We start from the raw sequence: 23,970 nt of genomic DNA on the forward strand, positions 1-23,970 counted from the left end.
CTCTTGTAAATTCAATGCGATAGAAGAAAGGCGAGACCCTGTCCGAGCGCCGTGCCCAAGCTTTCGCGGACGCCGCCAAAATGCGTGGCTGCTGTCGAGCTTTGGCGTGCGCCTTGCTCTCCAGTCGGCGCCCGCGTTTTAGGCAGATGGGACTCAAAACGAGCAGTCGGATGTCCATAATAGCGCGCCCCAGTTGAGCCCTTGGGCGTCGCGCAACCGCGCTCTTCCGATCTTGGGGCAGTACAAATTACAAACGGCGGGAGACTCGGGGCGAATACAGCCCGTCGTCTCCCGCCGAATGTAGAAACAACTTAAGCTCGAGCGTAGCCTGAGAGGATATTGCTTCCGGCCGAAATTCCTCAGTAGGAATAATACATATCGAATTCAACCGGATGCGGCGTCATTTCGAAGCGCATCACATCGGCCATCTTGAGCTCGATATAACTGTCGATGAAATCGTCGTCGTAGACGCCGCCGGCTTTCAGGAAGGCGCGGTCCTTGTCGAGATTTGCGAGCGCTTCGCGCAGCGAGCCGCAAACGGTCGGGATCTTCTTCAATTCGCGCGGCGGAAGATCGTAAAGATCCTTGTCCATCGCCGGGCCGGGATCGATCTTGTTGATGATGCCGTCAAGGCCGGCCATCAGCATGGCGGAGAAGGCGAGATAAGGATTGGCCATCGGGTCGGGGAAGCGGACCTCCACGCGCTTGGCTTTCGGGTTGGAAGCGGTCGGGATGCGGCAGGACGCCGAGCGGTTGCGCGCGGAATAGGCAAGCAGGACCGGCGCTTCGTAGCCGGGCACCAGGCGCTTGTAGGAATTGGTCGAGGGATTGGTGAAGGCGTTCAGGGCGCGGGCGTGCCGGATGATGCCGCCGATGTAATAGAGGCATTCCTGGCTGAGGTCGGCGTATTTGTCTCCGGCGAACAAGGGCTTGCCGCCCTTCCAGATCGACTGATGCACATGCATGCCTGAGCCGTTGTCGCCAAAAACCGGCTTCGGCATGAAGGTCGCCGTCTTGCCGTAGCTCTGCGCGACCTGATGGATGCAATATTTATAGACCTGAAGGTGGTCGGCCATCGTGGTGAGCGGGCCGAACTTCAGGCCGAGTTCGTGCTGGGCGGAGGCGACTTCGTGGTGATGCTTCTCGACCTTGGCGCCCATCGCGGCCATCGCCGCGAGCATTTCGCCGCGCATGTCCTGCGCGGAATCTTGCGGCGGCACCGGGAAATAGCCGCCCTTGGTGCGGATGCGGTGGCCGAGGTTGCCGCCCTCATAGGGCGTGTCGGAGTTCGACGGCAGCTCGGCGGAATCGAGCACGAAGCCCGTATTATAAGGATCGGCGCGGTAGCGCACGTCGTCGAAGACGAAGAATTCGGCCTCCGGGCCGACGAAAACAGAGTCGCCGATGCCCGATGAAACGAGGAAGGCTTCGGCCTTCTTGGCTATGCCGCGTGGATCGCGGCTGTAGGGCTCGTTGCTGTTCGGCTCCAGAATGTCGCAGACGATAACCATCGTCGGCGCCGCGAAGAAGGGATCCATCACGGCGGTCGAGGGATCCGGCATCAGCAGCATGTCGGATTCATTGATCGCCTTCCAGCCGGCGATCGACGAGCCGTCGAACATGGTTCCCTCGGCAAAAATGTCCTCATCGATCAGGCTGATGTCGAAGGTCACGTGCTGCCATTTGCCACGCGGATCCGTGAAGCGGAAATCGACATATTTGACGTCGTTGTCCTTGATTTCCTTGAGCACGTCGGCGACGGTCTTCATAGTCCTGCCTTTCGGATTGTTGGATAGCCGATCTGATTGATAGCGCCGGAAAATCGGCGAGGCGAAGCCTCAGCGCAAACGGGTGGGGCTCAGATGGCGTCCGCGCCGGTTTCGCCGGTGCGAATGCGGATCGCGCCTTCAATATTGGAAATGAAGATTTTGCCGTCGCCAATACGACCAGTCTGCGCCGCCTTGCGGATCGCTTCGACCGCCGCGTCGACGATGCTGTCGGCGACAACGACCTCCACCTTCACCTTGGGAAGGAAATCAACGATATATTCGGCGCCGCGATAGAGCTCGGTATGGCCTTTTTGCCGGCCAAAACCTTTGGCTTCGGTAACGGTGATTCCAGCAACGCCGGCTTCGTGCAGCGCCTCCTTCACCTCATCGAGCTTGAAGGGCTTGATAATCGCCTCGATTTTTTTCATGGGCGGTTCTTAAGTCGCTTTTTTGTGGGGAGCCATCGCGTTTCGAGCCGGCGTTTATCATTTACAGGAGGAAAACGCCATCGAATTTCGGCGAAATCGCCTACAGGAACGCATTCGGGACCTCCATGCAGAAGGCGGCTTGTTATAGCAATCAGCGGGCCAAAATTGCAATCAGCGCGCCCGATCGGCAACGCGGTCCTGGCCTGATCCCGCCGTGCAGGCGAAGGCGAGGGGACGGAGGCCGGCGCCGCGGCGACGCGCAAAATCCGCGAACGCCAATAAAGCAAGCAATCCTGTTTTGAAGTCCGCCCAGTAAAAAACCCGCTCCAAATTTGGAGCGGGTTCTGCGGGGAAGAAGCCAAATTTGACGAAGGAAAGCCGGCCGCTATTCCGCCGGTTCGAGAACTTCCTCCACCTTTGCCGGCGCCTCTTCCTTGGCGGGGCGCACGTCGACCAACGTCACGCTGACGCCGGAGCCGAGCAATTGCAATGAGATCTCCTTGCCATTGCCGAATTTGACGCCGTCCCTGTAGGCGCCGTGCTCGAGCCGGGCGAACACCACATGTTCGGCGGGCTGAACGCCGAGCCGCGTCTGCAGATCGCTGGAGATGCCTTCGAGATTAAGGTGCGTATCATATTGCACGCACACGGCGGTGGAGCAGTCGCCCGGCGTTGCAAGACCGATGCTCCCGGAAGGGAACCGCGTCGTCACATATTTCTCCGACTCGCGGGCAGGCCGCGAGGCATACATTTCAAGCGAATAATCACACATGTGAACCACTCCAAATGTCTCGAGATGCGGAGTCCCTTCCGTGCGGAGGCTTTCCCGGCGCGCAAAGGCGACGGGTTGGGCTACGAGCTGTGAAGATATTCAGCCCCCCAAGAAGGAAGGGGAATGTGGAGGCCTCTCAGGGCCAGCCTGGCTCGATCTAGAAAAACGCTGGCGCTTGGCTGCGTCGACCGATACCGCGCCTGACGGTCGTCAGGCGCTCCACTTAACGCTACGAACGCGAGGACGCCAATTTGGTTCGCCCCGAGTCGCGCTTAAACTTATGATAGCTCAGCCCTTTGCAGCGTCAAGCTCTTTCGGCCGAGCTGCGATCAAATCCCCAGCGCGCAATCCGTTCAGGCAAGCTTCAGCCGGCAATGTCTTCTGCCTCTCCGGTGGCGATCGGCAGGTCGAGACGTCCGCCCCATTCGCTCCAGGAGCCGTCGTACAGCGCGACGCCCTGTTTGCCGACGCTCTCAAGCGCGAGCAGCAGGATCGCCGCGGTGACGCCCGAGCCGCAAGTCGTGATGATCGGCCGCGACAAGTCGACGCCAGCCTTGGCGAAGGCGGCTTTGACTTCTTCGGGCGGTTTAACGCGACCCTTTGCGGCGACCTCGGGCCATGGCACGTTGCGGCTTCCCGGAACATGGCCCGAGCGCAGCCCCGGCCGCGGCTCGGCGACCTCTCCCGTAAAGCGCCCGGCGCTGCGCGCGTCGACGATCTGCGCCGTCGCCATTTCGCTCGCCTTCAGAACATCGGCGGCGGCGGCGACCCCGGCGCGGTTCAGCTTCGCCGCAAAATTCCGCGGTTTGTGCAGCCGTTCGCCTGTCTCCAAAAGCCGTCCCTCCTTGCGCCATTTGGCGAGGCCGCCTTCAAGGACCTTCACCTCTTTCGCGCCGAACAGCCGCAAGGTCCACCAGACGCGGGCCGCGCCGACGAGATCGGAATTGTCATAGACGACGATCGTCATTCCCTCGCTGAGGCCGAGTTTTCCCGCCGCGGCCGCAAACGCCTCGGGCGAGGGCAGCATATGCGGCAAGGACGTCGAGCGATCGGCGATGGCGTCGATATCGAAAAACACCGCTCCTGGAATATGCCCGGCGGCAAATTCGGCGCGGGCGTCGCGCTGTTCGGCGGGCATGAAGAAACTGCCGTCGACAATGGCGAGATCTGTCGAGCCGAGCCGGTCCGCCAGCCATTCGGTGGAAACGAAGAGAGTCTGGTTCACCTGCGTCGCCTCGTCGTCGGTCCGGCCTGCGCAAAGGGGATTGCAAGTCGCGGCGGACTCGTTTGATTGCCCGCGCAAGATGTAAAGCGCGCCGCCGCGTCTTCCAACTGCAAAACTTTTGGCCTTCGCTTTGTAAAATTTTGTCGTGGAACATGCGCGGTGGCGCCGCGTAAGGCGGCGCGCCTTTGAAAACCTGCCGGACCTGCGCCGACGCGCCCTCAAATTCCATCCGAACCATTTACGCCGCCGCCCGTTAGGCCCGCCGCAAGCGGCCGAGAAAAAACGGCTGCATATGTCCACACGGAGGAGTTTTAGAATGAAGTCTGCTGCCGCTATCTTAGCCGCTATGCTGGCGCTCGCGCCGGCCGTCGCTTTCGCTCAGTCGGAGTCCGGCAACGGCCGGGGAAATGGCGACAAGGCCGTCGGACCGGCCTCCGAGAACGGCGACGCCTCGACCAGCAATACGAAGCAACCGGGCGGCATGGGACGCTCGGCCTATCCGGATAATTCAGCTACATCGGCGCCCGAGACGCCGCCCGCGGCTGGGTCTGTCCCGCCGACGGAGACCACTGGTTCGGGCAAATACTAGCCGAGCTTGCTAACAAAGATTGCGGCAAATCACCGCCATGCGTTGAGCGCAGCGGCGATCCAGTCCTGCTGCGGCCCAATCAGGATCGCTTGGGTAAGGGCGCCGCATGCGGCGCCCTTTTCGCCGCTGGCCCATGTGGCGATCGCGACCAGCCGGCCGTCAAGAAGCAAGGGCGCCCCGGAATCGCCGACGCAAGCGCCGGACCGCGATCCCGGCCGGCCCCGCGCCCATAGCAAGACAGGCGACATTGGCGCAGCAGTGATCAGCTCAGCCGAACGCAACACGCCGCCGGTTTTTGGCTGGCCTTCGACGCCAAAGCCAAATCCGGCGAGGCGAACCCTTTGCCCCAGCGCCGCCGAAGCCTCTGCAAAACCCAACGGCGAAAAAGCTGCGGGAAGGTCGCGGGAGAGGCGCAGCAGCGCAAGGTCGATTGAAACCACGCGGCGGCGGATCGCGTCAGCCCGGTAAAGCGGATGCAGCCGGGTCTCGGCGATTTCAAGCAGCGCCGCGCCGCCCGCCGTCTTGACATAAACTCGCATGTCTTTGGGCGCTGAGGCGCAATGCGCTGCGGTCAGAATGACATTTTGAGCAACGACCGCGCCCGTACAAAATCCCGCCGAGTTTGCGGCCCGCGTCAGCACCATCACGGCAAAGGGAGCGAGGTCGGGCGCGTCTTCCGCGGCGCCGACGACCGCGTTCGCTGGCGCGGCGAGTAGAAGCGTGGCGGAAAGCTGCAACAGAAGCCGAAAAAACGGCCGCATGGAGCCGGCGTTCATTGACGGTTCAGTCTCCGCGCGGCAGCGTGTTGGCATGAATAGCGTCATTCTTTCGCTTGGGGTCCTTGTCGGCCTCTGCCTTTGCGCGCGCGCGCAGGCGGCGCCACAATGCTATTCGACCGGGGAAACGCGCGAAAAGATAGTCACGGACGGCCTGACCGAGCCGTTCAGAGCGATGCAGAAGGCGGCCGCGCGCACGCAGGCCGAAGCGCTGGCGGCAAAACTTTGCCTCGGCGACGATGATTTCGTCTATGAGATCAGTCTGCTGCGCCGCGACGGAAAATTGATCCGCGCGTTCGTTAACGCCAAGAGCGGCCAGATCATCGACGCAAAAAGCGAAAAGAAGCGCGGCGATTAAGGCGATCCATGGGCTGCGGCGCGATCTTCACCCAAGACATCCGCGCAGATTTGCGCATCGCGCTTTAGCCGCCGGGCAGGAGAACCAGAATGCGCCTGCTCGTTGTCGAGGACGACAAGGATTTGAATCGGCAGATTGTTTCTGCGCTTGAGCGCGCGGGCTACGCCGTCGATCGCGCCTTCGACGGCGAGGAGGGCTGGTTCCTCGGCGATACCGAGCCATATGACGGCGTCGTGCTCGATCTCGGCCTGCCGGGCAAGGATGGCGTGACCGTCCTTTCCGATTGGCGCAAGGCCGGCCGCGTGATGCCGGTGTTGATCCTGACGGCGCGCGACCGCTGGGGCGAAAAGGTCAAAGGGTTCGACGCTGGAGCCGATGATTATGTCACCAAGCCGTTTCATATCGAGGAGCTGCTCGCCCGGCTGCGCGCCCTGATGCGGCGCTCCGCGGGCCATGCCTCGAGCGTGTTCTCCTGCGGTCCGGTCAGTTTCGACGAACGCGGCGGCAAGGTTTCGGTCGAGGGACAGCCGGTCAAGCTCACCTCGCATGAATATCGGCTGCTGGGCTATTTGATGCATCATCAGGGCAAGATCGTTTCACGCGCCGAGATCGTGGAGCATCTCTACGATCAGGATTTCGACCGCGACTCCAACACGATCGAGGTTTTTGTCGGACGCCTGCGCAAGAAGCTCGGGGTCGACGTCATCCATACGATGCGGGGCCTTGGCTATATATTGGCGCCTCCGACGGCGGACGACGGCGCGGCCGCAAGCCGCTCCGAGCCGCCCGCCGGCCGCTGATGTCGCGCTCGGACCCCGTTGCGGGCAAAGCCTCGGGGTGGGCGGCAAGCCGGATTTCAATCGCCAAGCGGCTTTTCCTGTCGGCGGCGATTTTAAGTTTCGCCATCCTGTTCCTCGCCGGCGCGCTTCTGACCGCCGTCTACCGGCAGGCCGCCGAGCGCAATTTCGACGAGCGCCTCAACGTCTATCTGCGCGCCCTCATCACCGACATTGCGACCGCCAGCGAGGCCGACCGGGCGGGGCCGGACGAATTAAGCGATCCGCAATTCGCTCTCGCTCTCTCCGGCTGGTACTGGCAGATCACAAGGCTCGACGGCGATCAGCGCCAGATCAGGAGCTCGCGCTCTCTCTTCGCCGCGCGCCTTCCCCGGCTGTCGGATCTTGGCGTTCCGGTCGGGATCGGCGGCGCGCGTCAGGGCTACGCCAAGGGCCCCGACGACCGGCGCCTGCGCATCGTCGAGCGAATCGTCGACGCCGGCGACGACGGCATTTATCTCGTTCAGGTGGGGGCGACGACGGCCGAACTCGAATCGGCCATCGAACAATTCGAAGCCTATCTGACCGTCACCTTCACGCTGCTGGCCCTGGCGCTCATCGCATCCTCCGCGCTGCAATTGCGCTACGGCCTTGCGCCTTTGCGGCAGCTGCGCGAGGGCGTTGCGGCGATCCGCCGCGGCGAAGCCGAATCGATCTCCGGCGTCTATCCCTTGGATCTTGCTCCGCTCGCCGGCGAGCTCAATCTGCTGATCGGCGCCAATCGCGCCGTGGTCGAGCGCGCCCGCACCCAGGTCGGCAATCTGGCGCATGCGCTGAAAACGCCGCTGAGCGTCGTCATAAACGAGGCGGCGCTGGAGCCCGGGCCACTGTCGGCCAAGGTCGCGGAGCAGGCGGCGATCATGCGCGATCAGGTCGGCTATTATCTGGACCGCGCCAGAGCCGCCGTGCGCGCCGGAATGCTGACCGGATCGACCGAGGTCGAGCCAGTGATCCGCGCGCTGCTCGCCGCCTTCGAGAAGATCTACGCCGATCGGGCGCTTGAATTTTCGCTCGACGCGCCATCGCCCATTCGTTTTCTGGGCGAGAAGCAGGATCTTGAGGAAATGATCGGCAATCTGATCGACAACGCCGGCAAATGGGCGCGCGGCAGCGTCAATGTCACTGTCGCCGCCGAGACGCCAGACCCGGACGCCGAGCGCTCCTTTTTCCATATTGTCATCGACGATGACGGTCTCGGGCTTCCCGCCGACCGGCGCGAGGAGGCGATCGCGCGCGGCCGGCGCCTTGACGAAACCAAGCCGGGCTCGGGGCTTGGCCTCTCGATCGTCGTCGATCTTGCGACGATGTATGGCGGCGGCCTGACGCTCGACGCCAGCCCCGCCGGGGGTCTTCGCGCGCAATTGCGCCTGCCGTCGACGCAAAACCCGCCCGAGCCAACGCGTTCGTGAGCGAAAGACCCTTTGCAAGGGCCCGCGCCGATGACTAAGAGAACGTCATGTTGTGGGTATTTTTTGCAGCTTTGACGGCGGCCGCCCTGACAAGCGTGTTCTGGCCTCTCCTTCGAACGCCGCGCGGGCCGTCGCGCAGCGCGATCGACGTCGCCTTTTACAAGGCGCAGCTGGCCGAGATCGAACGGGACGCTGCGCGGGGGCTTGTCGCCAAGCATGACGCCGAGGGCGCGAAGGCGGAGGCGGCGCGCCGCCTGATCGCCGCGTCGGAGACGCCGGGTCCGGGCGCCGCCGACGCGTCTCAAACCAAAGCCCGCGCCGCCATCGCGGCGGCGGTGCTGTTCGTGCCGGCGCTCGCAATCGGCCTCTATTCCGCCATCGGCCATCCCGGACTGCCGGACCTTCCGCTGACCGCCCGGCTGGCGCAGCCCGCGGCAAAACTCGACATCATGGCGGCGATCGGCAAGGTCGAGGCGCATCTTGCCGAAAATCCGAACGACGCCAGGGGCTATGCGATCCTTGCGCCGATCTATATGCGCCTCGGTCGCTACGAGGACGCCGCCAAAGCCTATGCCGCAATGCTGCGTCTTGAGGGCGAGACGGCGGAGCGCCTGTCGCTCTACGGCGAAGCGCTTGTCGCGGCGGCGCAGGGCGACGTCACGGCAGAGGCGAAAACAGCCTTCGAGAGCGCCGTGGCGAAGGATCCGGCGGCGCCGCGCCCGCGCTTCTATCTTGGCCTTGCCGCCGCAGAGGCTGGCGACAAGACGGAGGCGAAGAAAATCTGGACCGAGCTGCTGGCGCAATCGCCCCCCGATGCGCCCTATGCGCCGGCCCTGCGCGAAAAACTCGCCGCGCTCGACGGAGCGCCCGCGCCTGCAGCGCCGGGACCCGCGCAAAACCCGGCGCTGGCCGCAAACATAGCCGGTATGGCCGGCCCGGAGCAGGCGCAGGCGATCAAGGGCATGGTCGACCGGCTCGCGGCGAAGCTCGCAGAGAATGGACAGGACGTCGAAGGGTGGCTGCGCCTTGTTCGCGCCTATGCCGTACTGCATGAATCCGAAAAGGCGCGCTCGGCCGTGGTCGACGCCAAACGCAATCTCGCCGGCGATGCGACGGCCAGCGCCCGCATCGACGCGCTCGCGCGCGAACTCGGCCTTGAAGGATAAAAGCCCGACATGACGCGCAAGCAAAAGCGGCTCGCCTTGATCGCATCCGGAGCGGTCGTCGTCAGCCTCGCCGTAGGCCTTGTGATGTTCGCCCTTCGCGACAACATCGTTTTCTTTTATTCGCCGACCGAGCTCGCAGAAAAACCGGCGACAAACGGCGCGCGTCTGCGCATCGGCGGACTCGTCAAGCCGGCCTCGCTCGACCGTCAGGGCGATCAGACCGTGCGCTTTACCGTGACCGACATGAAGCACGACGTCGCCGTGACCTATACCGGCCTGTTGCCGGATCTGTTCCGGGAAGGGCAGGGCGTCGTCGCAGAGGGCGCCCTGCGGCCGGACGGCGTTTTCCACGCCGACAGCGTCCTCGCCAAACATGATGAGCGTTACATGCCGCGCGAAGTCGCGGACGCCTTGAAGAAACAGGGCGTCTGGCAGGAAGAGGGCAAGTCGGAGGGCAAGCCCAGCGCTATTCCGGCCCAGACAGCGCCGCAGGGCGCGCAGGCTTACTGAAAGATGAGGCTGGCATGATCGTCGAAACCGGCCATTACGCGCTTGTCCTTGCGCTGGCGCTCGCGCTCGTCAATTCCGTGCTGCCGATCTGGGGCTCGCTTGCGGGCGACCGCCGCCTAATGGCCGTCGCGCCGCCGGTCGCGATCATGAGCTTCCTGCTGATCGGCTATTCTTACTTCGCGCTGACCTATGCGCATGTGACGTCTGATTTCTCGCTACTCAACGTGGTGGAGAATTCGCATTCGGCCAAGCCCCTGATTTACAAGATCAGCGGCGTCTGGGGCAATCACGAGGGCTCGATGCTTTTGTGGGTGCTGGTGCTGGCTCTGTTCGGCGCGGCGGTCGCGCTGTTTTCCAGCTCGATGCCTGAGGATTTGCGCGCCAATACACTCGCCGTCCAATCCTGGATCAGCGCCGCTTTCGTGCTGTTTATTCTTTTGACGTCGAATCCCTTCGCGCGGTTGGGCGCGCCGCCAGCCGAGGGCAACGACCTCAATCCGCTGCTGCAGGATCCCGGCCTCGCGATCCATCCGCCGCTGCTTTACCTTGGCTATGTCGGGCTTTCGATCACCTATTCCTTCGCCGCCGCCGCGCTGATCTGCGGACGCATCGACGCCGTCTTCGCGCGCTTCGTTCGGCCATGGACGCTCGCCGCCTGGATCTGCCTGACGCTCGGCATCGCAATGGGGTCATACTGGGCCTATTACACGCTCGGCTGGGGCGGCTTCTGGTTCTGGGATCCAGTTGAAAACGCCTCGCTGATGCCTTGGCTCGCCGCTACCGCGCTGCTCCATTGCACAAGCGTCATGGAGAAGCGCGAGGCGCTGAAGATCTGGACGATTTTCCTCGCGATCCTCGCCTTTTCGCTGTCGCTGGTCGGCACCTTCCTGGTTCGCTCCGGCGTGCTCACCTCGGTGCATGCTTTCGCCACCGATCCGATGCGCGGCGTGTTCATTCTCTTGATTCTTGTGCTGTTTATCGGCGGTTCGCTGGTTCTGTTCGCGGCGCGCGCGGGCGGCCTGAAGCAGGGCGGGCTGTTCGCCCCGATCTCCCGCGAAGGCGCGATCGTCGTCAATAATCTGATCCTCTCGACCTGCTGCGCCACCGTCTTCGTCGGCACGCTCTATCCGCTCGCCCTCGAGGCGATGACGGGGGAAAAGATCTCGGTCGGCGCGCCCTTCTTCAATCTGACCTTTGTTCCGCTGTTCGTCCCGCTGTTCATCCTGATGCCGGTCGGCCAGATGCTCGCTTGGAAGCGCGGCGATCTGCTCGGCGCGGCGCAACGGCTGATCTACGCCTTCGGCGCCGGCCTTCTGATGGCGGCGGCGCTGGCGGCGATCCACGGCGGTCCGGCCGTCAGCTTCATCCTTGGCGGTCTCGCCGCCTATGTCATCGTCGGCGCCTTCACCGATATCGGCAGGCGCCTCATTAGCGCCGGCGCGTCGCCCGCCTTGATGCTGCGGCGCCTGTCGGGGCTGCCGCGACAGGCGTTCGGAACGGCCTTCGCCCATGCGGGCATCGGCGTCACGCTGCTCGGCCTTGCGGCCTCCGGCTGGGGCGTCGAAAAGATCACCACCTTGCGTCCGGGCGATTCGCTCGACGTCGGGCCGTTTCAATTGACGCTGCAGGAGATCGCCAAGCGCGAGGGGCCGAATTACTCGGAGATTTTTGCAACGACGGTGATCCGCTCCGGAGGCGTCGTCGCCGCTGTGGTCGAGCCATCGCTGCGCTCCTATCCGACCCGGCGCAGCAACAGAACGGAAGCCGGCATCGCCACGCTTTCTTTGGGCCAAGTCTATATCAGCATCGGCGGCCTCGAACCCGACGGCAGAGTCGACGCGCGTATTTTCTGGAAGCCGCTCGTCTCGCTGATCTGGGGCGGCGCGCTGATCATGGCCTTCGGCGGCGCGCTGTCTTTAAGCGACATGCGGCTTCGCGTCGGCGTCGGCCGCCGCGCGCGAAAGCCGGTCGCGCCGCAAGCCGCGCCGGCGGAATGAGGATGAAACCTTCGCTTCGCGCCCTTCTGCTGCTTGGCTCCCTTGCGCTGGCGCCCGTCTCGGCCGGGGCCGTCGAGCCGGACGAGATTCTTCCCGAAGCTTCTCTTGAGACGCGCGCGAGAGACATCTCGGCGCATTTGCGCTGCATGGTTTGCCAGAATGAATCGATCGACGATTCCCATGCGCCTCTCGCGCGCGATCTGCGCCTGCTCGTGCGCGAGCGCCTGAAAGCCGGCGACAGCGACGCCGCGATTTTTGACTATCTCGTGCGCCGCTACGGCGATTTCATCCTCTTGAAGCCGCCGCTGAAGGCTGAGACGCTGGCGCTGTGGGGCGCGCCGCTCATCGTTCTGATTGTCGGGGCGGCCGCGATCATCGCCAATATGCGGCGGCGCGAGCCGAACGCTTTAGCGCCCAAAGAACTCAGCGAGGCCGAAGCGGCAAAGCTCAAGTCGGCGCTCGAACGCGATCAGGCCTGAGGCGGCGCGCTGCGCTTCGGCAGAGCCTCGAGCGCTTCGACGCCCGTCACTTGGCGACCCTTCGGCCAGACCCAGAAATCGGCCGACTGGGCCATCGCCCGCGCAAGGCGGCGACGGTAGATTTCCTTGGGGATTTCGACGGCGCCAAGCGATTGCAGATGCGGCGTCACGAATTGCGCGTCGAGCAGGCTGAAGCCGCCCTTCCGCAGCCGCGCCACAAGATGAGCCAGCGCGACCTTCGAGGCGTCCGTCTTGCGGTGAAACATGCTTTCGCCGAAAAACGCGCCGCCGAGATGGACGCCATAGAGACCGCCGACCAACTCGCCGTCCTGCCAGGACTCGACCGTATGCACGCGTCCGGCGTCGAACAGCTGGCGGTAGAGGCGGCGGATGCGCTTGTTGATCCAGGTCTTTTCGCGATCGGGATAGGAGGCGGCGCAGCCATCGATCACGGCGTCGAAATCATGGTCCACCCTGACTTCGAAGACATCGGAGCGGATTGTTTTCGCAAGGCTTTTCGATACGATGAGGCCGTCGAGGCGAAAGACGCCGCGAAACTCGGGATCGACCCAGAAAAGGCTCGAATCCTCGGCGCTCTCGGCCATAGGAAACAGACCTATGGAATAGGCGCGCAGCAGAATGTCGGCGGTGATTTCGAACGGGTCGCGCGCGCGGCTCATGCAGCCTGCCTTTTTTGGTGGCGATTGGCGCCGCCAACAGCATGCCTTGCGGGCGTCGCTTGCGCAATCGCGGCCGGCCTCCGGCCTGCGCCCGGGTCAGATTCCACTTTGTCCGGATCGGCGGCTCGTATATGGCCAATCGACTGACTTGCTCGCCCTGCCTAAGAATGTTTCGATCTGCTCATGCTTTCAGCCGTCGTGCTTTACGAAATGACTCATCTCTCGCCCGGCGTCGATCCCGCGGAAAGTCTCGTCCGCACGCTGAGCTCGCTGGTGAGAGCGAATGTCGAGGGACTCTTGCGCGACGTCGCCATCGCCGGACCCTTCAGCCAGGGACTTGAAATCATCGCCGATCACGCCGGCTGCGGCCTGATCGAGGCGACCGGCGAGCAGGAGTGGCTTCGCGAGGCGATCGAGGCGGCGCGCGGCCCGCATATTCTTTTGCTCCGCTCGGGCTTTGCGCCACAGCAGGGCTTTATCGAGGAAGCCGGCGATTTCCTGCAACGGCCCCCGCGCGCCAGCGGCGCGGATGTCGCCATGCTGCGCGCCGCGCCCGAGCGCCTGTTTGAGCGGATGTTTCCCGGCGCCGCGCCGCTTGCGGGGCTTATCGCGCCGCGCGATCGTTGCCTCGAAGGCTCGGCGACGCGACTCGCGGGGCTCGCCCAGTTCCTGCGGCCGGCGACGACGCTGCGCACCCATGCGCGGCGGGTCGCATAGACGTGATGCCGAGAAGTTGCGGATTTTTCGGACCGACATCAGGCGCCAACGACTTGGAAAGCCTGCTCACCTCTTGAACGTATTGCAGGCGTTGACCTCGCCGGATTTCAGCCCCGTGTTTAGCCATTGCTCGCGCTGCGCCGCCGATCCATGCGTGAAGGAGTCAGGCACCACATAGCCCTGCGCCTGCTTTTGCAGACGATCATCGCCGATCGCCTGCGCCGTATTGATCGCCTTATCGACGTCGCCCGGCTGCAGGATTTGATATTTCTTCTGCGCATTCGCGGCCCAGACGCCGGCGAGGCAGTCGGCCATCAGCTCGACGCGGACCGATAGCGCATTGGCGTCCGCTTTTGAGGCGCGCTGCTGCGCCGCCTGCACCTTCGGCAAGATTCCCAGCAGATTCTGGATGTGGTGGCCGATCTCATGCGAGATGACATAGGCGTAAGCGAAATCGCCGCCGCCGCCGAGTTTTTCCTTCATGTCGCGAAAGAAGGACGTGTCCAGATAGACCTTCTGGTCGTTCGGGCAATAGAAGGGGCCCATCGACGCGCTGGCGCCGCCGCAGCCGGACCGAGTCGAGCCGCTATAAAGAACCAGCTTCGGCTTCACGTAATTGACGCCGGCCTGCGAGGGGAGGATGTCCGTCCAGACGTCCTCGTTTTCGGCGAGAACCGCCGCGACGAACTGGCCCATCTGGTCGGTCGGCGTTCCCGCTTGCTTGGATTGCGGCTGCGGCGGCGCGCTCTGCGTCTGCGAATGCCGCGCGCCGTTAAAGAGCTCGGCGCCGCCGATGAGAAGCCGCGGATCGATGCCGAAGGCCCAGCCGATCAACCCGAGGACGACAATGGCGCCGATCCCCAGTCCGCCGCCCCCGCCGCCGCCAAAGCTTTGTCCCGCGCTGGCGTATTCCGTCTCGCCGCGCCGGTCCTCGACATTGTCGGATCGGCGATAATCTTCCCATCTCATTAACCGGCTCCAGGCTTTCGGCGTGCAGAAGTCTTGCAGCATCGCAGGAAACTGCAAGACTTCTGGACGAGATCGGCGGTTCAAACAAGATGCGAAAAGCGCAACCTACGCGCGCGCGTCAGGCGTTTCGCCGGGCGTCTTCGGGGCGTCCTCGCCCATGTCTGCGAGCGCTCGCGCGAGCATCCGCAAATCCTGCCAGGCCAGCTTCTTCTGCCCCGGCTGGCGCAGCAGATAGGCTGGATGGAACATGGCGAGCGCGCGGATTGGCGTTCCGCCGCAATCATAGGTCAGCCAGCGGCCGCGTATCCGCGTCATGCTGTCTTTCGCGCCGAGAAGCGTCTGCGCCGAGGGCAAGCCAAGGCAAACGAGGATTTTCGGGCCGACCAGCTCGATCTGGCGTCGCGTGAAGGGCAGGCAGGCCGCCGTCTCGATCGGCGTCGGTGTGCGGTTTCCGGGCGGACGCCAGGGCACGACATTGGCAATATAGACATCGCGCCGGTCGAGACCGATCGCCGCAAGCATCCGATTCAGGAGCTGCCCGGCGCGGCCAACGAAGGGAACGCCCTGCCGATCCTCGTCGGCTCCGGGCGCTTCGCCGACAAACATGACTTTTGCGCCCGCCTCGCCATCGCCGAACACGAGCTGCGTCGCCGTGGTCTTGAGCCCGCAGCCCTCGAAGGCGAGAAGCTCCGCGCGCAGCTTTTCGAGGGTTTTCGCCGCTGCGGCCGCCTCGCGCGCGTCGCGCTCAAGCGAATCGGCGCCCGCGATTGCAACCGGCTGGCGGGGCGCCGACATGGCGGGCGCTTGCGGCGGCGCGTTGATCGCGATCGCGGGCCGCTCGGGGGGAGGCTGCGCCGGCGCGCGCGTGCGGTCGTGCGGGATTTCGTCGAGCGCAATGTCGACTCCCATCTCAGCATACCAGCGCAAGAGCGCGATCAGGCTTTCGGCCACCGTGTCTTCCACTTGAGACGAATTTTCGCGCGCGCCGCGCCGAAAAGATTAATCTCGATTTGTAGAGCATGATTTATAAGCGCGCAGATTTTTCGGGAACGGAAAACGGCGGCGGGTTGGGAAGCCGCGCGGCTCGCTCGGATTCGAGCGCGCTCACGACGGTGAATTGGCGAGGCAGAGACTTATGACTAGAGGCAGATGAGCAGCGATCTGGCGCAGCCGCGCGAAAGCATGGATTTCGACGTCGTCATCATCGGCGGCGGTCCCGCCGGACTTGCTGCGGCCATCCGGTTGAAGCAGCTCCAGCCCGATCTCGCCGTCGTCCTCATTGAAAAGGGCTCCGAGCTCGGCGCCCATATTCTGTCGGGCGCCGTCATCGATCCCGCTCCGCTCGACGCGCTGCTGCCGGGATGGCGCGAGGAAAAAGACCCGCCGCTGCGCACGGCGGTCGCCGCCGATGAATTCTACTGGCTCACCGGACGCAGGGCGGTCCGGCTGCCGAATTTTCTGATGCCGAAGCTGATGAGCAATCACGGCGCTTTCATCGGCTCGCTCGGCAATCTCACGCGCTGGCTCGGCGCGAAGGCGGAGGCTCTCGGCGTCGATATTTTTCCCGGCTTCGCTGGAGCCGAGCTTCTGTTCGGGCCAAAGGGCGAGGTCCTGGGCGTCGCGACGGGCGATATGGGCATCGGCCGCGATGGACGACCCAAAGATTCATTTACCCGCGGCATCGAGCTGCGCGGCAAATATGTGCTCATCGCCGAGGGCGCGCATGGCTCGCTCGCGAAAAAACTGATCGCCCATTTCCGCCTGTCGGAGGGACGCGAGCCGCAGAAATTCGGCCTTGGCCTCAAGGAGCTGTGGCAGATCGACAAGGCGCTCTGCCGACCGGGACTGGTGCGCCATTCCTTCGGCTGGCCGCTCGATGATTCAACGGGCGGCGGCTCGTTCCTCTATCATTTCGATGAGGATCACGTCTCGGTCGGCTTTGTCGTCCATCTGAATTACGCGAACCCGACCTTGTCGCCCTATGACGAGTTCCAGCGCTTCAAGACGCATCCCTCCGTCGCGCCGCTGTTCGAGGGCGCGCGCCGCATTTCCTATGGCGCGCGGGCGATCACCGAAGGCGGCTGGCAGTCGGTCCCAAAACTCGCCTTTCCGGGCGGCGCGCTGATCGGCTGCGCCGCTGGCTTCGTCAACGTCCCGCGCATAAAAGGCTCGCACAACGCCATCGCCTCCGGCGCGCTCGCGGCCGAACATGTAATCGAAGCGCTGGGCCAGGGCCGCGCCAATGACGAGCTGGCCGCCTACGAAAACGCCTGGCGCGGGTCCGTCATCGGGCGCGACCTTTTCCCGGTGCGCAACGTCAAGCCGCTGTGGTCGAAATTCGGCACTGTGAAGGGGATCGGTCTTGGCGGGATCGACATGTGGCTGAATACGCTGACCGGCCATTCGCCCTTCGGCACGCTGGCCCATGGCAAGCCGGATCATGCCTGCCTGAAGCCGCTCGCCGAGGTCCGCCCGATCGCCTACTCGAAACCCGACGGGCGGCGCTCCTTCGATAAATTGTCCTCGGTGTTTATCTCAAATACCAACCATGAGGAGGATCAGCCGGTCCATTTGCGGCTGAAGGACCCCTCGATCCCCATCGCCCAAAATCTGCCGGTCTATGGCGAGCCGGCGCGGCTTTATTGTCCGGCGGGAGTGTACGAAGTGACCTATGCGGATGAGGCGCAAAAATCCGATCCGCGCTTTGTTATCAACGCGCAGAATTGCGTGCATTGCAAAACATGCGACATCAAGGACCCCGCGCAGAATATCGACTGGACGCCGCCCGAGGGCGGCGGCGGCCCGAATTACCCGAATATGTGAGGGGTTTAAGCGCGCGGCGCGGCGGCGCGCTTCAGCCGGTCGTTGATGGCCTCGCCGATGCCGCTGCGGGGAATTGGCGCAACCGCGATCGCGGCGGGGCCTCCCGCGTCAAGCTCGCGCAGAAAAGCAAACAGATTGGCCGCCGCCTCGTCGAGATCGGCGGCGGGCGACAAATCCAGCGTCGCCGGGCCGCGCGTAAACCGCCCGCCAAAGTCGAGCCCGGCTTCGCCCGGCTCCAGCTTTTCGGCGTCGAGCCGCACCAGGGCGCGCGGCGCATAATGCGAAGCGAGCGCTCCCGGCGCGACGATTTCGCTCGACGCCTCGCGCGCCGGCAGGGCGAGGCCGAGCGCTTCTTCGATCACCGCCCGCGAGAGGCCGCCCGGCCGCAACAATTGCGGCGTCTCGCCGAGGCAGGCGACGATGGTCGATTCGACGCCGACGTGGCAGGCGCCGCCGTCGAGGATGAGATCGACCTCGTCGCCAAGATCCTCTGCGACGTGACGGGCCGTGACCGGGCTGACGCGCCCGGACCGGTTGGCGGAGGGGGCCGCGATCGGCAGCCCGGCCGCGGCGATCAGGGCGAGAGCGTCCTTATGCGCAGGAACTCGGAGCGCCACCGTCCGCCGCCCCGCCCGCGCCAGTTCGCACACGCGGTTGGTCGCAGCGACCGGCAGGACCAGCGTCAGCGGACCCGGCCAGAATGTTTCGGCAAGACGCCGGGCGGCGGCCGAAAAAATCCCGTGCCGGGAGGCCTCCGCGAGGCTCGCGACATGGGAGATCAGCGGATTGAAAGCCGGGCGGCCCTTCGCCGCGTAAATCCGGGCGACCGCGGCGTCGCAAGAGGCGTCGGCGCCGAGGCCATAGACCGTCTCGGTTGGAAAGGCGACAAGCTTTTCGGCCTGGAGAAGGCGGGCGCCCTCGGCGAGTCCTGCCGCATTGGCCGGAATGATGCGCGCCGTTCGCGCGTTCGGCCAGACCGTCGAGCCGCTCACGGAGAAAACCTCAAGGGTGGCGGGGCGGGGGGCTCGCGCTTGGCGGCTTCGTCGAAACGGAGCCGGGCGTCTTCGATCGTTACGAGATGTTGCTGCGCCCAGTTTCCGAGCGCCTGCACCGGCGCGCGCAATGACTGGCCCAGCGGGGTCAACTCATAATCGACGCGCGGCGGAACGGTCGGAAAAACTGTGCGGGTCAAATATCCGTCGCGCTCCAGCCCGCGAAGCGTAAAGGTCAGCATCCTTTGCGAGACGCCGCCGATGCGCCGCCGCAATTCATTGAAGCGCATCGGGCCGTCGCCCAAAATCATGATGACGAGGATGCTCCATTTGTCGCCGATCCGCGCAAGGATCGGCGCGACGCGCCCGCATTGCGAGGGAACATGCGCGTGACTGGGTTCCAACTCTGTGCCTCCTTGCGCGGCATGGACAGGATAGCTTAGTGCCTTGGTCACAAATCTATACTGTGAAAAGGCGTCCGTCCATGAAACTTCTGCACATCGATTCCAGCATCCTCGGCGATCATTCCGTCAGCCGCCAGTTGACCGCAGCCATCATCGCGAGGCTGCAAGAAGTCACGCCTGACCTCGACGTCTCGCATCGCGATCTCGCCGCAAATCCGCTGTCGCATCTGTCCGGCGCGCTCCTCGCCGCAAGCGCGCCCGGCGCGCCCGCGCCAGATCCCTCGACGCAGGCCGCCCTCGGCGAGAGCGCCGCGATTCTGGCGGAGTTTCTTGCCGCCGACATCGTCGTCGTCGGCGCGCCAATGTATAATTTCGCGATTTCGAGCCAGCTCAAAGCCTGGATCGACAGGCTGGTGATTGCCGGCAAGACGTTTCGCTATGCCGATGGCGCGGTTGAAGGATTGGCCGGCGGCCGGCGCTTGATCATCGCCTCCTCGCGCGGCGGCGTTTTCGAGGCGGGCGCGGCCGCCGCTGCGCTCGACTACCAGGAGACTTATCTGCGCGCGATTTTCGGCTTCATCGGCATCGCGGATGTCGAAATCATCCGGGCCGAGGGCCTCGCTTTTGGCGAAGACGCCCGCGCCTTGGCGATCAAACAGGCGGGAGACGCAATTTTGCGGCTTGAGGCCGCCTGAGCGGAAGACCTTATTTCGCCAGCACCTCGACGTCGCGGTCGAGCGTCGATTCCACCTTGAAATTGGTCTGGTAGACATTGTTGTCGTGGCGGGCGATCGCGACATATTCGCCTTCCGCCAGCACGAGCGAGGGAAAGGCGCCGATCATTTCCCGGATGACGTCGCCGCCGGGCGTCAGGATCGTAAACGAGGTGTTGGCGAGCGCTTCGCCCGACGGGCCGCTGACAAGCTTCAGCGTCATCGTCGCGGCCCGGTGGCGCAGCGAGGCGTCGGTGAGTTTTCCGGCCTGGACGCGGAGATCGGCGTTGATGACGGAATTGGTCGGATTGACCGCCCCCGTGGTTTGCGGATCGAGCAGCGTCGAGACGACGTGATAATTGCCTTCCGGCAGACCGATGGTCTCGCCGGATTTGATATTGGCGACGAGCTTCGCCTCGGAATTGTTGCGCTCGGGCACATAGACTGAGATCTGCGATTTTGTCGCCGGGAGCGGGGCGTCGCCGAGCAGTCCCATAATCCGCAGCGCGCCGGCGTTGAGCGCCACGCGTTCGCTGACGCCCTTTCCCTCGATTGTGACGCGTTTGGTCGCGCCGGCGAGGCCGAAGGCGGCGTGCACGATAAAGGCGCCGTCGGGCAGGGTCAGCGCCGGCGTCGAATCGGTCGATTCGGCGACGAGCACATGCGATCCATCGAGCTCGACGCGCTCGTTGAAGACGCGCCAATGTACGCCGCCGCGCAGGGGCTGCGCGTCGGTCGCGCTGAGATAGGCCGTCAAATGCAGGATGTTGCCGGAGACGGCCTCTGCCTTGGCCGGAGCCTGACCGGCGGGCAGGCGCAGCGGCGGGATGGCGCCGGCATCGGCGGGGGGAGCGCCCGAGGGGGCCGCGGAGGGAGCAGCTGGCGGCGTCTGCGCCGCGGACGGCCGAGGACTCGCCAGCGTCAGGAGAGCGAGGCAAAGCAGAGCCGCAACCTGCGCGGCGCCTTTTCCTTTATCGAACCTCACGGGCGCGTCACTCTTCCGTCCTGTGCGACACGGCCGACGCCGCGGCCGATAGATTGGCGAGCGAAAAGGGATGGAAGGCGAATTCGATGCGATGGCTGCCCGCAGGAATTTCGACGCCGCGAAAGAGCAGATTGGCCTTCAACAGCGGCTGCAGCTTGCCGTCGACGCGAACCTCCCAGCCAGGATAGAAAAGATCGTGCAGCACGACAAGCCCGGGCCGATCAGTGGTGGCGTCGAGCGTCACCGCATTGTCCTTGTAGCTAGTCACCTCGACGCGCGAAAGATTGGGCGCGGGCGCCGGGGAAACCGCGTCGTCCGGGAGCGGCAGAAGTTCTTTCAGGCTCGCGAGGCTGCTGCGATCGATCAACGCTTCATGTGACGCGTCGAAATCGGGCAAGACCTGCGCGTCGAGCGCCTGTCCGCTATCGACCGCCTTGATCTCGGAGGCGAAATAGGCGCGCGGCGCGGCTTTGCCGAGCTTGTACGCATACATGCCGCCGCCGGAATAAATCAGCGTCGCTTTCGGTCGCGGCACATGACGCGGCAGGCCTGTCAGCGGCCGGTCGAGCACCAGATATTCGAGACCCAGCAGCGAGGCGAGGCGGCATTTATAGCCGCGGAAGGTGCCGGGGAAATGGCGCAGGTTCGGATCGCCGGAATTGTCGCCGGGGCCGACGGCGCGTTCATAATCCTCGATGCGCAGAGGGTTATAGCCGATGGTGTTTTCAAGCTTGAGCGTCATCGAGGCGTTTTGCCAGGGTCCCGGAAGGCCGAGAATTTCCACGCGGGGATGATCGCCGTCGCGGGTTTTCGCGGCGATTTCACGGCGCAGCACCGCGACGACATCTTTTTCCGCCGGCGTCATGTCGGCATAGACGCTGTAGCGGCTCGTCGGCTCGGCATTGAGCGGGGAGGCCGCGTTGCGCCACAAAATCTCACCGGCGCTCGCGAGCACGATGAGGCTGGCGGCCAAGGCGCGGGCGCGGCGCGTGGACGGCGCCGCCAGAACCGCAGCGCCTGCCGCGGCGATCGCCGCGGAGAGGCCAAGCTGTTGCAGCGAGGCCGAGAATTGTCCTTCGTGCAGCGAAAAGCCAAGTCCGGCGCCGATCAGCACGGCGATCGCGATCCCTGTCACGGCCGCCGCCGCAACGCCAAGCCAGCGCGGACCGGCGGGGAAAAGGCCTGGCAGTCCATCCAATTCGTAACGATGCAGCAGATAGCCAGCGGCGAACGCCAGCGCGATATTCAGGACGAACGTCGCGTCGGCCGGGCGGCGGTAGAGCGAAACGCCCGGAATCCAGTCAAACGCCACGGAAAACAGCGGCGTATAGCGGCCAAGCGAATAAAACAGCGCCGCGACGATGAGGATGAGGAAAAAGCGGCCGCCACGGGCCATCAGCCGGCCGGCGCCGAAGCCGTGCCAGAGGATCAGGAGGATCGGCAAGGCGCCGATGAACAGATAGTCGACGGCCCGATCGGTCCAGTCCGCCTTGGCCATGGTGTCGTAATCGGGACCCCAATAGTCGTAAAGGTGATTGAGCGAGCCGAAGAAATTCGGCGCGAGCAGCGTCATCAGATTGACTGGCGCGAGCGACCCGGCCGCCGCGACGCCGAAGGCGATGCCCGGACGGTTCGACTCATGCAGAAATTGCATCGTCAAAAGCGCGGGCAGGGCGATAATAGCGACAAGCGTCGCGCCCGCGGCGGCGAATACGCCAAGCCGGTCGCGGATATAGGCAAGCGGCGCGCGGGACTGGGCGATCGCATAGACCACCCGTCCGGCGAGGGTCATGTCCATCAAGAAGGCGACCTGATCGCGCCCCAGCGTCATCAAGGCGGCCAAAGCCCCAAACAGCAGCGCGCGCCAGAGCGATCGGCGCTCCAACATGCAATCGAGAGCCCAGAACGCCGCCGGGAAAAAGGCGTAGGAGATGATCATGCCGGTGTGCTGGAGCCGCGCCGAGGCGGCCCCGCCAAGCATGAAAATCAGCGCCGCGAGCAGCGCGCCGGCAGGGCGCCACCGCCAACGGCGGCAGAGGCCGACGACGCACAGCCCGCCAAAGCACAAATGCGCCAGGATCACGGCGTCGAACAAACGCATGGAGGCGTCTGGCGCGATCAGCGCAAACAGCACCATGCTCGGCGTGAACAGCAGCGATTGCGGATCGGCGGCCGAGGGGTGCCCGGCAAAATGATAGGGGTTCCAAAGCGGCAGCTCGCCGTGGCGCAAAGCGTCGGCGAGGAATCGGAACATTGGATAGAAGTGATTCTTGGAATCCCAGGGGACAACGGCGCCGGCGATCAGCCAGAAGGCGAGCGCCGCGGCAAAAAACGCGATGACCGCCGCAACGGCGAAGGCCGTCGTGCGGCGCGACCAGTCCGGCGCCTCAAGCCCTTCAAGCGCGTCGAGAGATCCGCGCCGCGCGCCCTGACCTTTGAAAGCTGCGGGCGGATAGCTGATCGTATCGAAGAGCGACATTGAGGGTCTCGGGGAATTGGTCGGGCGGGAGCAGCTTCAGGGTACAAAATACGCCGAGCAAATGAGCATCATATGCCGCAAGGATGCGCATTTGATCGCTTTATACGGCATTTTCATGGAGTTTGACGGCGAGGTCGGCGAATTGGCGGAAGGTGGTCAACAGTCTGGCAAGCCTAGCAAGTCATGTTCGAAAAGCGCGTGCGAAACGATTCATGCCAGCTCTGCGTCTCACGTCTGTGCGCGGGCTTGTGTCTTCGGCGCCGGCAGGCTTTCATCGAATGACACATCTAAGCCGGAGTCGATGAACCTCCCATGAATGCAATGATTGAAATGCTGAAAGCGCGGCGCTCCGCGCCCCCGGTTACGCTCCAGGGTCCGGTGCCAACTACAGAACAGATCGCAACGCTGCTCGCCATCGCCTCACGCGTCCCGGATCACGGCAAGCTTGCGCCCTGGCGGTTCATCGTGTTTGAAGGAGAGGCGCGCGAACGCGCCGGCGCTATGATCGCCGAAGTCTTTCGGGACGCCCATCCCGAGGCTGACGAAAAACGGCTTGAAATCGAAAAAAACCGGCTGAGCCTTGCGCCGCTTGTCATTGGCGTCGTGTCGCGCGCGGCGACTCACCCGAAGATTCCCGAATGGGAGCAGGTTTTGTCGGCGGGCGCAGCCTGCATGAATCTTGTCGTCGCCGCCAATGCGATGGGCTTTGCGACCTGCTGGCTGACCGAGTGGTTCGGTTATGACCGCGACGTGTTGTCGCGTCTTGGCCTCCGGCCGGGCGAAAAAATGGCGGGCTTCGTGCACATCGGCCGCAATGATGCGGAGCGCGAGGACCGCATCCGCCCGGCGCTTGGCGACATCGTCACGCGATTTTAAGAATTCGACGCGCACCCC

The 23,970-nt window shown here is 64.3% G+C and carries 24 protein-coding genes; 12 read left to right on the forward strand and 12 right to left on the reverse strand.

Going from position 1 to position 23,970, the window contains the following annotated elements; genetic code table 11:
* Positions 1-359: 359 nt before the first annotated feature.
* From glnA to sseA, 4 genes are all read right to left on the reverse strand, one after another.
* Positions 360-1,769: a type I glutamate--ammonia ligase gene (gene glnA / locus MSIL_RS02165; RefSeq protein ID WP_012589471.1), complete on the reverse strand. Its 1,410-nt coding sequence runs from the start codon at positions 1,767-1,769 to the stop codon at positions 360-362.
* Between the two features lie 89 nt (positions 1,770-1,858).
* The gene (locus MSIL_RS02170; RefSeq protein WP_012589472.1) at positions 1,859-2,197 is read right to left on the reverse strand and encodes a P-II family nitrogen regulator; all 339 of its coding nucleotides are present in this window, start codon (positions 2,195-2,197) and stop codon (positions 1,859-1,861) included.
* A gap of 385 nt (positions 2,198-2,582) precedes the next feature.
* Positions 2,583-2,969 carry a hypothetical protein gene (locus tag MSIL_RS02175; protein ID WP_012589473.1) on the reverse strand — a complete coding sequence of 129 codons (387 nt, stop codon included), beginning with the start codon at positions 2,967-2,969 and terminating at the stop codon, positions 2,583-2,585.
* A gap of 364 nt (positions 2,970-3,333) precedes the next feature.
* On the reverse strand, positions 3,334-4,194 hold the full coding sequence (gene sseA, locus MSIL_RS02180; RefSeq protein ID WP_012589474.1) for a 3-mercaptopyruvate sulfurtransferase: 861 nt from the start codon (positions 4,192-4,194) through the stop codon (positions 3,334-3,336).
* Positions 4,195-4,510: 316 nt separating this feature from the next.
* On the opposite strand from sseA, the gene MSIL_RS02185 reads away from it, so the two are divergent.
* A complete protein-coding gene (locus MSIL_RS02185) occupies positions 4,511-4,783 on the forward strand; it encodes a hypothetical protein (protein WP_012589475.1) in 273 nt (90 codons plus the stop codon).
* 29 nt (positions 4,784-4,812) lie between these two features.
* Here the strand turns inward: MSIL_RS02185 and MSIL_RS02190 are convergent, their stop codons facing one another.
* A complete protein-coding gene (locus tag MSIL_RS02190; protein ID WP_012589476.1) occupies positions 4,813-5,559 on the reverse strand; it encodes a S1 family peptidase in 747 nt (248 codons plus the stop codon).
* A gap of 34 nt (positions 5,560-5,593) precedes the next feature.
* Here MSIL_RS02190 and MSIL_RS02195 point away from each other — a divergent pair, with 34 nt between their 5' ends.
* From MSIL_RS02195 to MSIL_RS02225, 7 genes are all read left to right on the forward strand, one after another.
* On the forward strand, positions 5,594-5,917 hold the full coding sequence (locus MSIL_RS02195) for a PepSY domain-containing protein (RefSeq protein ID WP_012589477.1): 324 nt from the start codon (positions 5,594-5,596) through the stop codon (positions 5,915-5,917).
* 89 nt (positions 5,918-6,006) lie between these two features.
* Complete coding sequence (locus MSIL_RS02200) at positions 6,007-6,717, forward strand: response regulator transcription factor (protein ID WP_012589478.1); 711 nt, start codon at positions 6,007-6,009, stop codon at positions 6,715-6,717.
* Complete coding sequence (locus MSIL_RS02205) at positions 6,717-8,162, forward strand: ATP-binding protein (RefSeq protein WP_012589479.1); 1,446 nt, start codon at positions 6,717-6,719, stop codon at positions 8,160-8,162. Before MSIL_RS02200 ends, MSIL_RS02205 begins: the two co-directional genes overlap by 1 nt.
* A gap of 47 nt (positions 8,163-8,209) precedes the next feature.
* Positions 8,210-9,328, forward strand: a complete 1,119-nt coding sequence (gene ccmI / locus MSIL_RS02210) for a c-type cytochrome biogenesis protein CcmI (RefSeq protein ID WP_012589480.1) — start codon at positions 8,210-8,212, stop codon at positions 9,326-9,328.
* A 9-nt stretch (positions 9,329-9,337) separates the two neighbouring features.
* Positions 9,338-9,838, forward strand: a complete 501-nt coding sequence (gene ccmE / locus MSIL_RS02215; protein WP_012589481.1) for a cytochrome c maturation protein CcmE — start codon at positions 9,338-9,340, stop codon at positions 9,836-9,838.
* 14 nt (positions 9,839-9,852) lie between these two features.
* A complete protein-coding gene (locus MSIL_RS02220) occupies positions 9,853-11,835 on the forward strand; it encodes a heme lyase CcmF/NrfE family subunit (RefSeq protein WP_012589482.1) in 1,983 nt (660 codons plus the stop codon).
* Entirely contained in the window at positions 11,832-12,314 is a 483-nt protein-coding gene (locus MSIL_RS02225) for a cytochrome c-type biogenesis protein (protein WP_041367488.1), read from the forward strand. Before MSIL_RS02220 ends, MSIL_RS02225 begins: the two co-directional genes overlap by 4 nt.
* On the opposite strand, the gene aat is transcribed toward MSIL_RS02225, so the two are convergent.
* Positions 12,305-12,994 (reverse strand): leucyl/phenylalanyl-tRNA--protein transferase, encoded by a 690-nt coding sequence (gene aat / locus MSIL_RS02230; RefSeq protein ID WP_012589484.1) that lies wholly within the window; start codon positions 12,992-12,994, stop codon positions 12,305-12,307. The genes MSIL_RS02225 and aat overlap by 10 nt on opposite strands.
* Positions 12,995-13,177: 183 nt before the next feature.
* Between aat and MSIL_RS02235 the strand changes: the two genes are divergently transcribed.
* Positions 13,178-13,711, forward strand: a complete 534-nt coding sequence (locus MSIL_RS02235) for a hypothetical protein (protein ID WP_012589485.1) — start codon at positions 13,178-13,180, stop codon at positions 13,709-13,711.
* Between the two features lie 66 nt (positions 13,712-13,777).
* On the opposite strand, the gene ypfJ is transcribed toward MSIL_RS02235, so the two are convergent.
* Positions 13,778-14,680: a KPN_02809 family neutral zinc metallopeptidase gene (gene ypfJ, locus MSIL_RS02240; RefSeq protein ID WP_012589486.1), complete on the reverse strand. Its 903-nt coding sequence runs from the start codon at positions 14,678-14,680 to the stop codon at positions 13,778-13,780.
* Between the two features lie 105 nt (positions 14,681-14,785).
* Positions 14,786-15,631 (reverse strand): uracil-DNA glycosylase, encoded by an 846-nt coding sequence (locus tag MSIL_RS02245; RefSeq protein WP_012589487.1) that lies wholly within the window; start codon positions 15,629-15,631, stop codon positions 14,786-14,788.
* Between the two features lie 198 nt (positions 15,632-15,829).
* On the opposite strand from MSIL_RS02245, the gene MSIL_RS02250 reads away from it, so the two are divergent.
* Positions 15,830-17,503: an electron transfer flavoprotein-ubiquinone oxidoreductase gene (locus MSIL_RS02250; RefSeq protein ID WP_012589488.1), complete on the forward strand. Its 1,674-nt coding sequence runs from the start codon at positions 15,830-15,832 to the stop codon at positions 17,501-17,503.
* A 5-nt stretch (positions 17,504-17,508) separates the two neighbouring features.
* On the opposite strand, the gene MSIL_RS02255 is transcribed toward MSIL_RS02250, so the two are convergent.
* Positions 17,509-18,495, reverse strand: coding sequence for an L-threonylcarbamoyladenylate synthase (locus MSIL_RS02255; RefSeq protein ID WP_012589489.1), 987 nt, complete (start codon positions 18,493-18,495; stop codon positions 17,509-17,511).
* Positions 18,492-18,899, reverse strand: a complete 408-nt coding sequence (locus MSIL_RS02260) for a winged helix-turn-helix transcriptional regulator (protein WP_012589490.1) — start codon at positions 18,897-18,899, stop codon at positions 18,492-18,494. Before MSIL_RS02260 ends, MSIL_RS02255 begins: the two co-directional genes overlap by 4 nt.
* 80 nt (positions 18,900-18,979) lie before the next feature.
* Between MSIL_RS02260 and MSIL_RS02265 the strand changes: the two genes are divergently transcribed.
* The gene (locus MSIL_RS02265; RefSeq protein ID WP_012589491.1) at positions 18,980-19,594 is read left to right on the forward strand and encodes an FMN-dependent NADH-azoreductase; all 615 of its coding nucleotides are present in this window, start codon (positions 18,980-18,982) and stop codon (positions 19,592-19,594) included.
* A gap of 10 nt (positions 19,595-19,604) precedes the next feature.
* Here the strand turns inward: MSIL_RS02265 and MSIL_RS02270 are convergent, their stop codons facing one another.
* Positions 19,605-20,597, reverse strand: a complete 993-nt coding sequence (locus tag MSIL_RS02270; RefSeq protein ID WP_012589492.1) for a hypothetical protein — start codon at positions 20,595-20,597, stop codon at positions 19,605-19,607.
* A 7-nt stretch (positions 20,598-20,604) separates the two neighbouring features.
* Positions 20,605-23,076: a YfhO family protein gene (locus tag MSIL_RS02275; RefSeq protein WP_012589493.1), complete on the reverse strand. Its 2,472-nt coding sequence runs from the start codon at positions 23,074-23,076 to the stop codon at positions 20,605-20,607.
* 312 nt (positions 23,077-23,388) lie between these two features.
* On the opposite strand from MSIL_RS02275, the gene MSIL_RS02285 reads away from it, so the two are divergent.
* A complete protein-coding gene (locus MSIL_RS02285; protein ID WP_012589494.1) occupies positions 23,389-23,952 on the forward strand; it encodes a nitroreductase family protein in 564 nt (187 codons plus the stop codon).
* Positions 23,953-23,970: the final 18 nt, after the last annotated feature.

It is taken from the genome of Methylocella silvestris BL2, assembly GCF_000021745.1.
GTDB lineage: Bacteria > Pseudomonadota > Alphaproteobacteria > Rhizobiales > Beijerinckiaceae > Methylocapsa > Methylocapsa silvestris.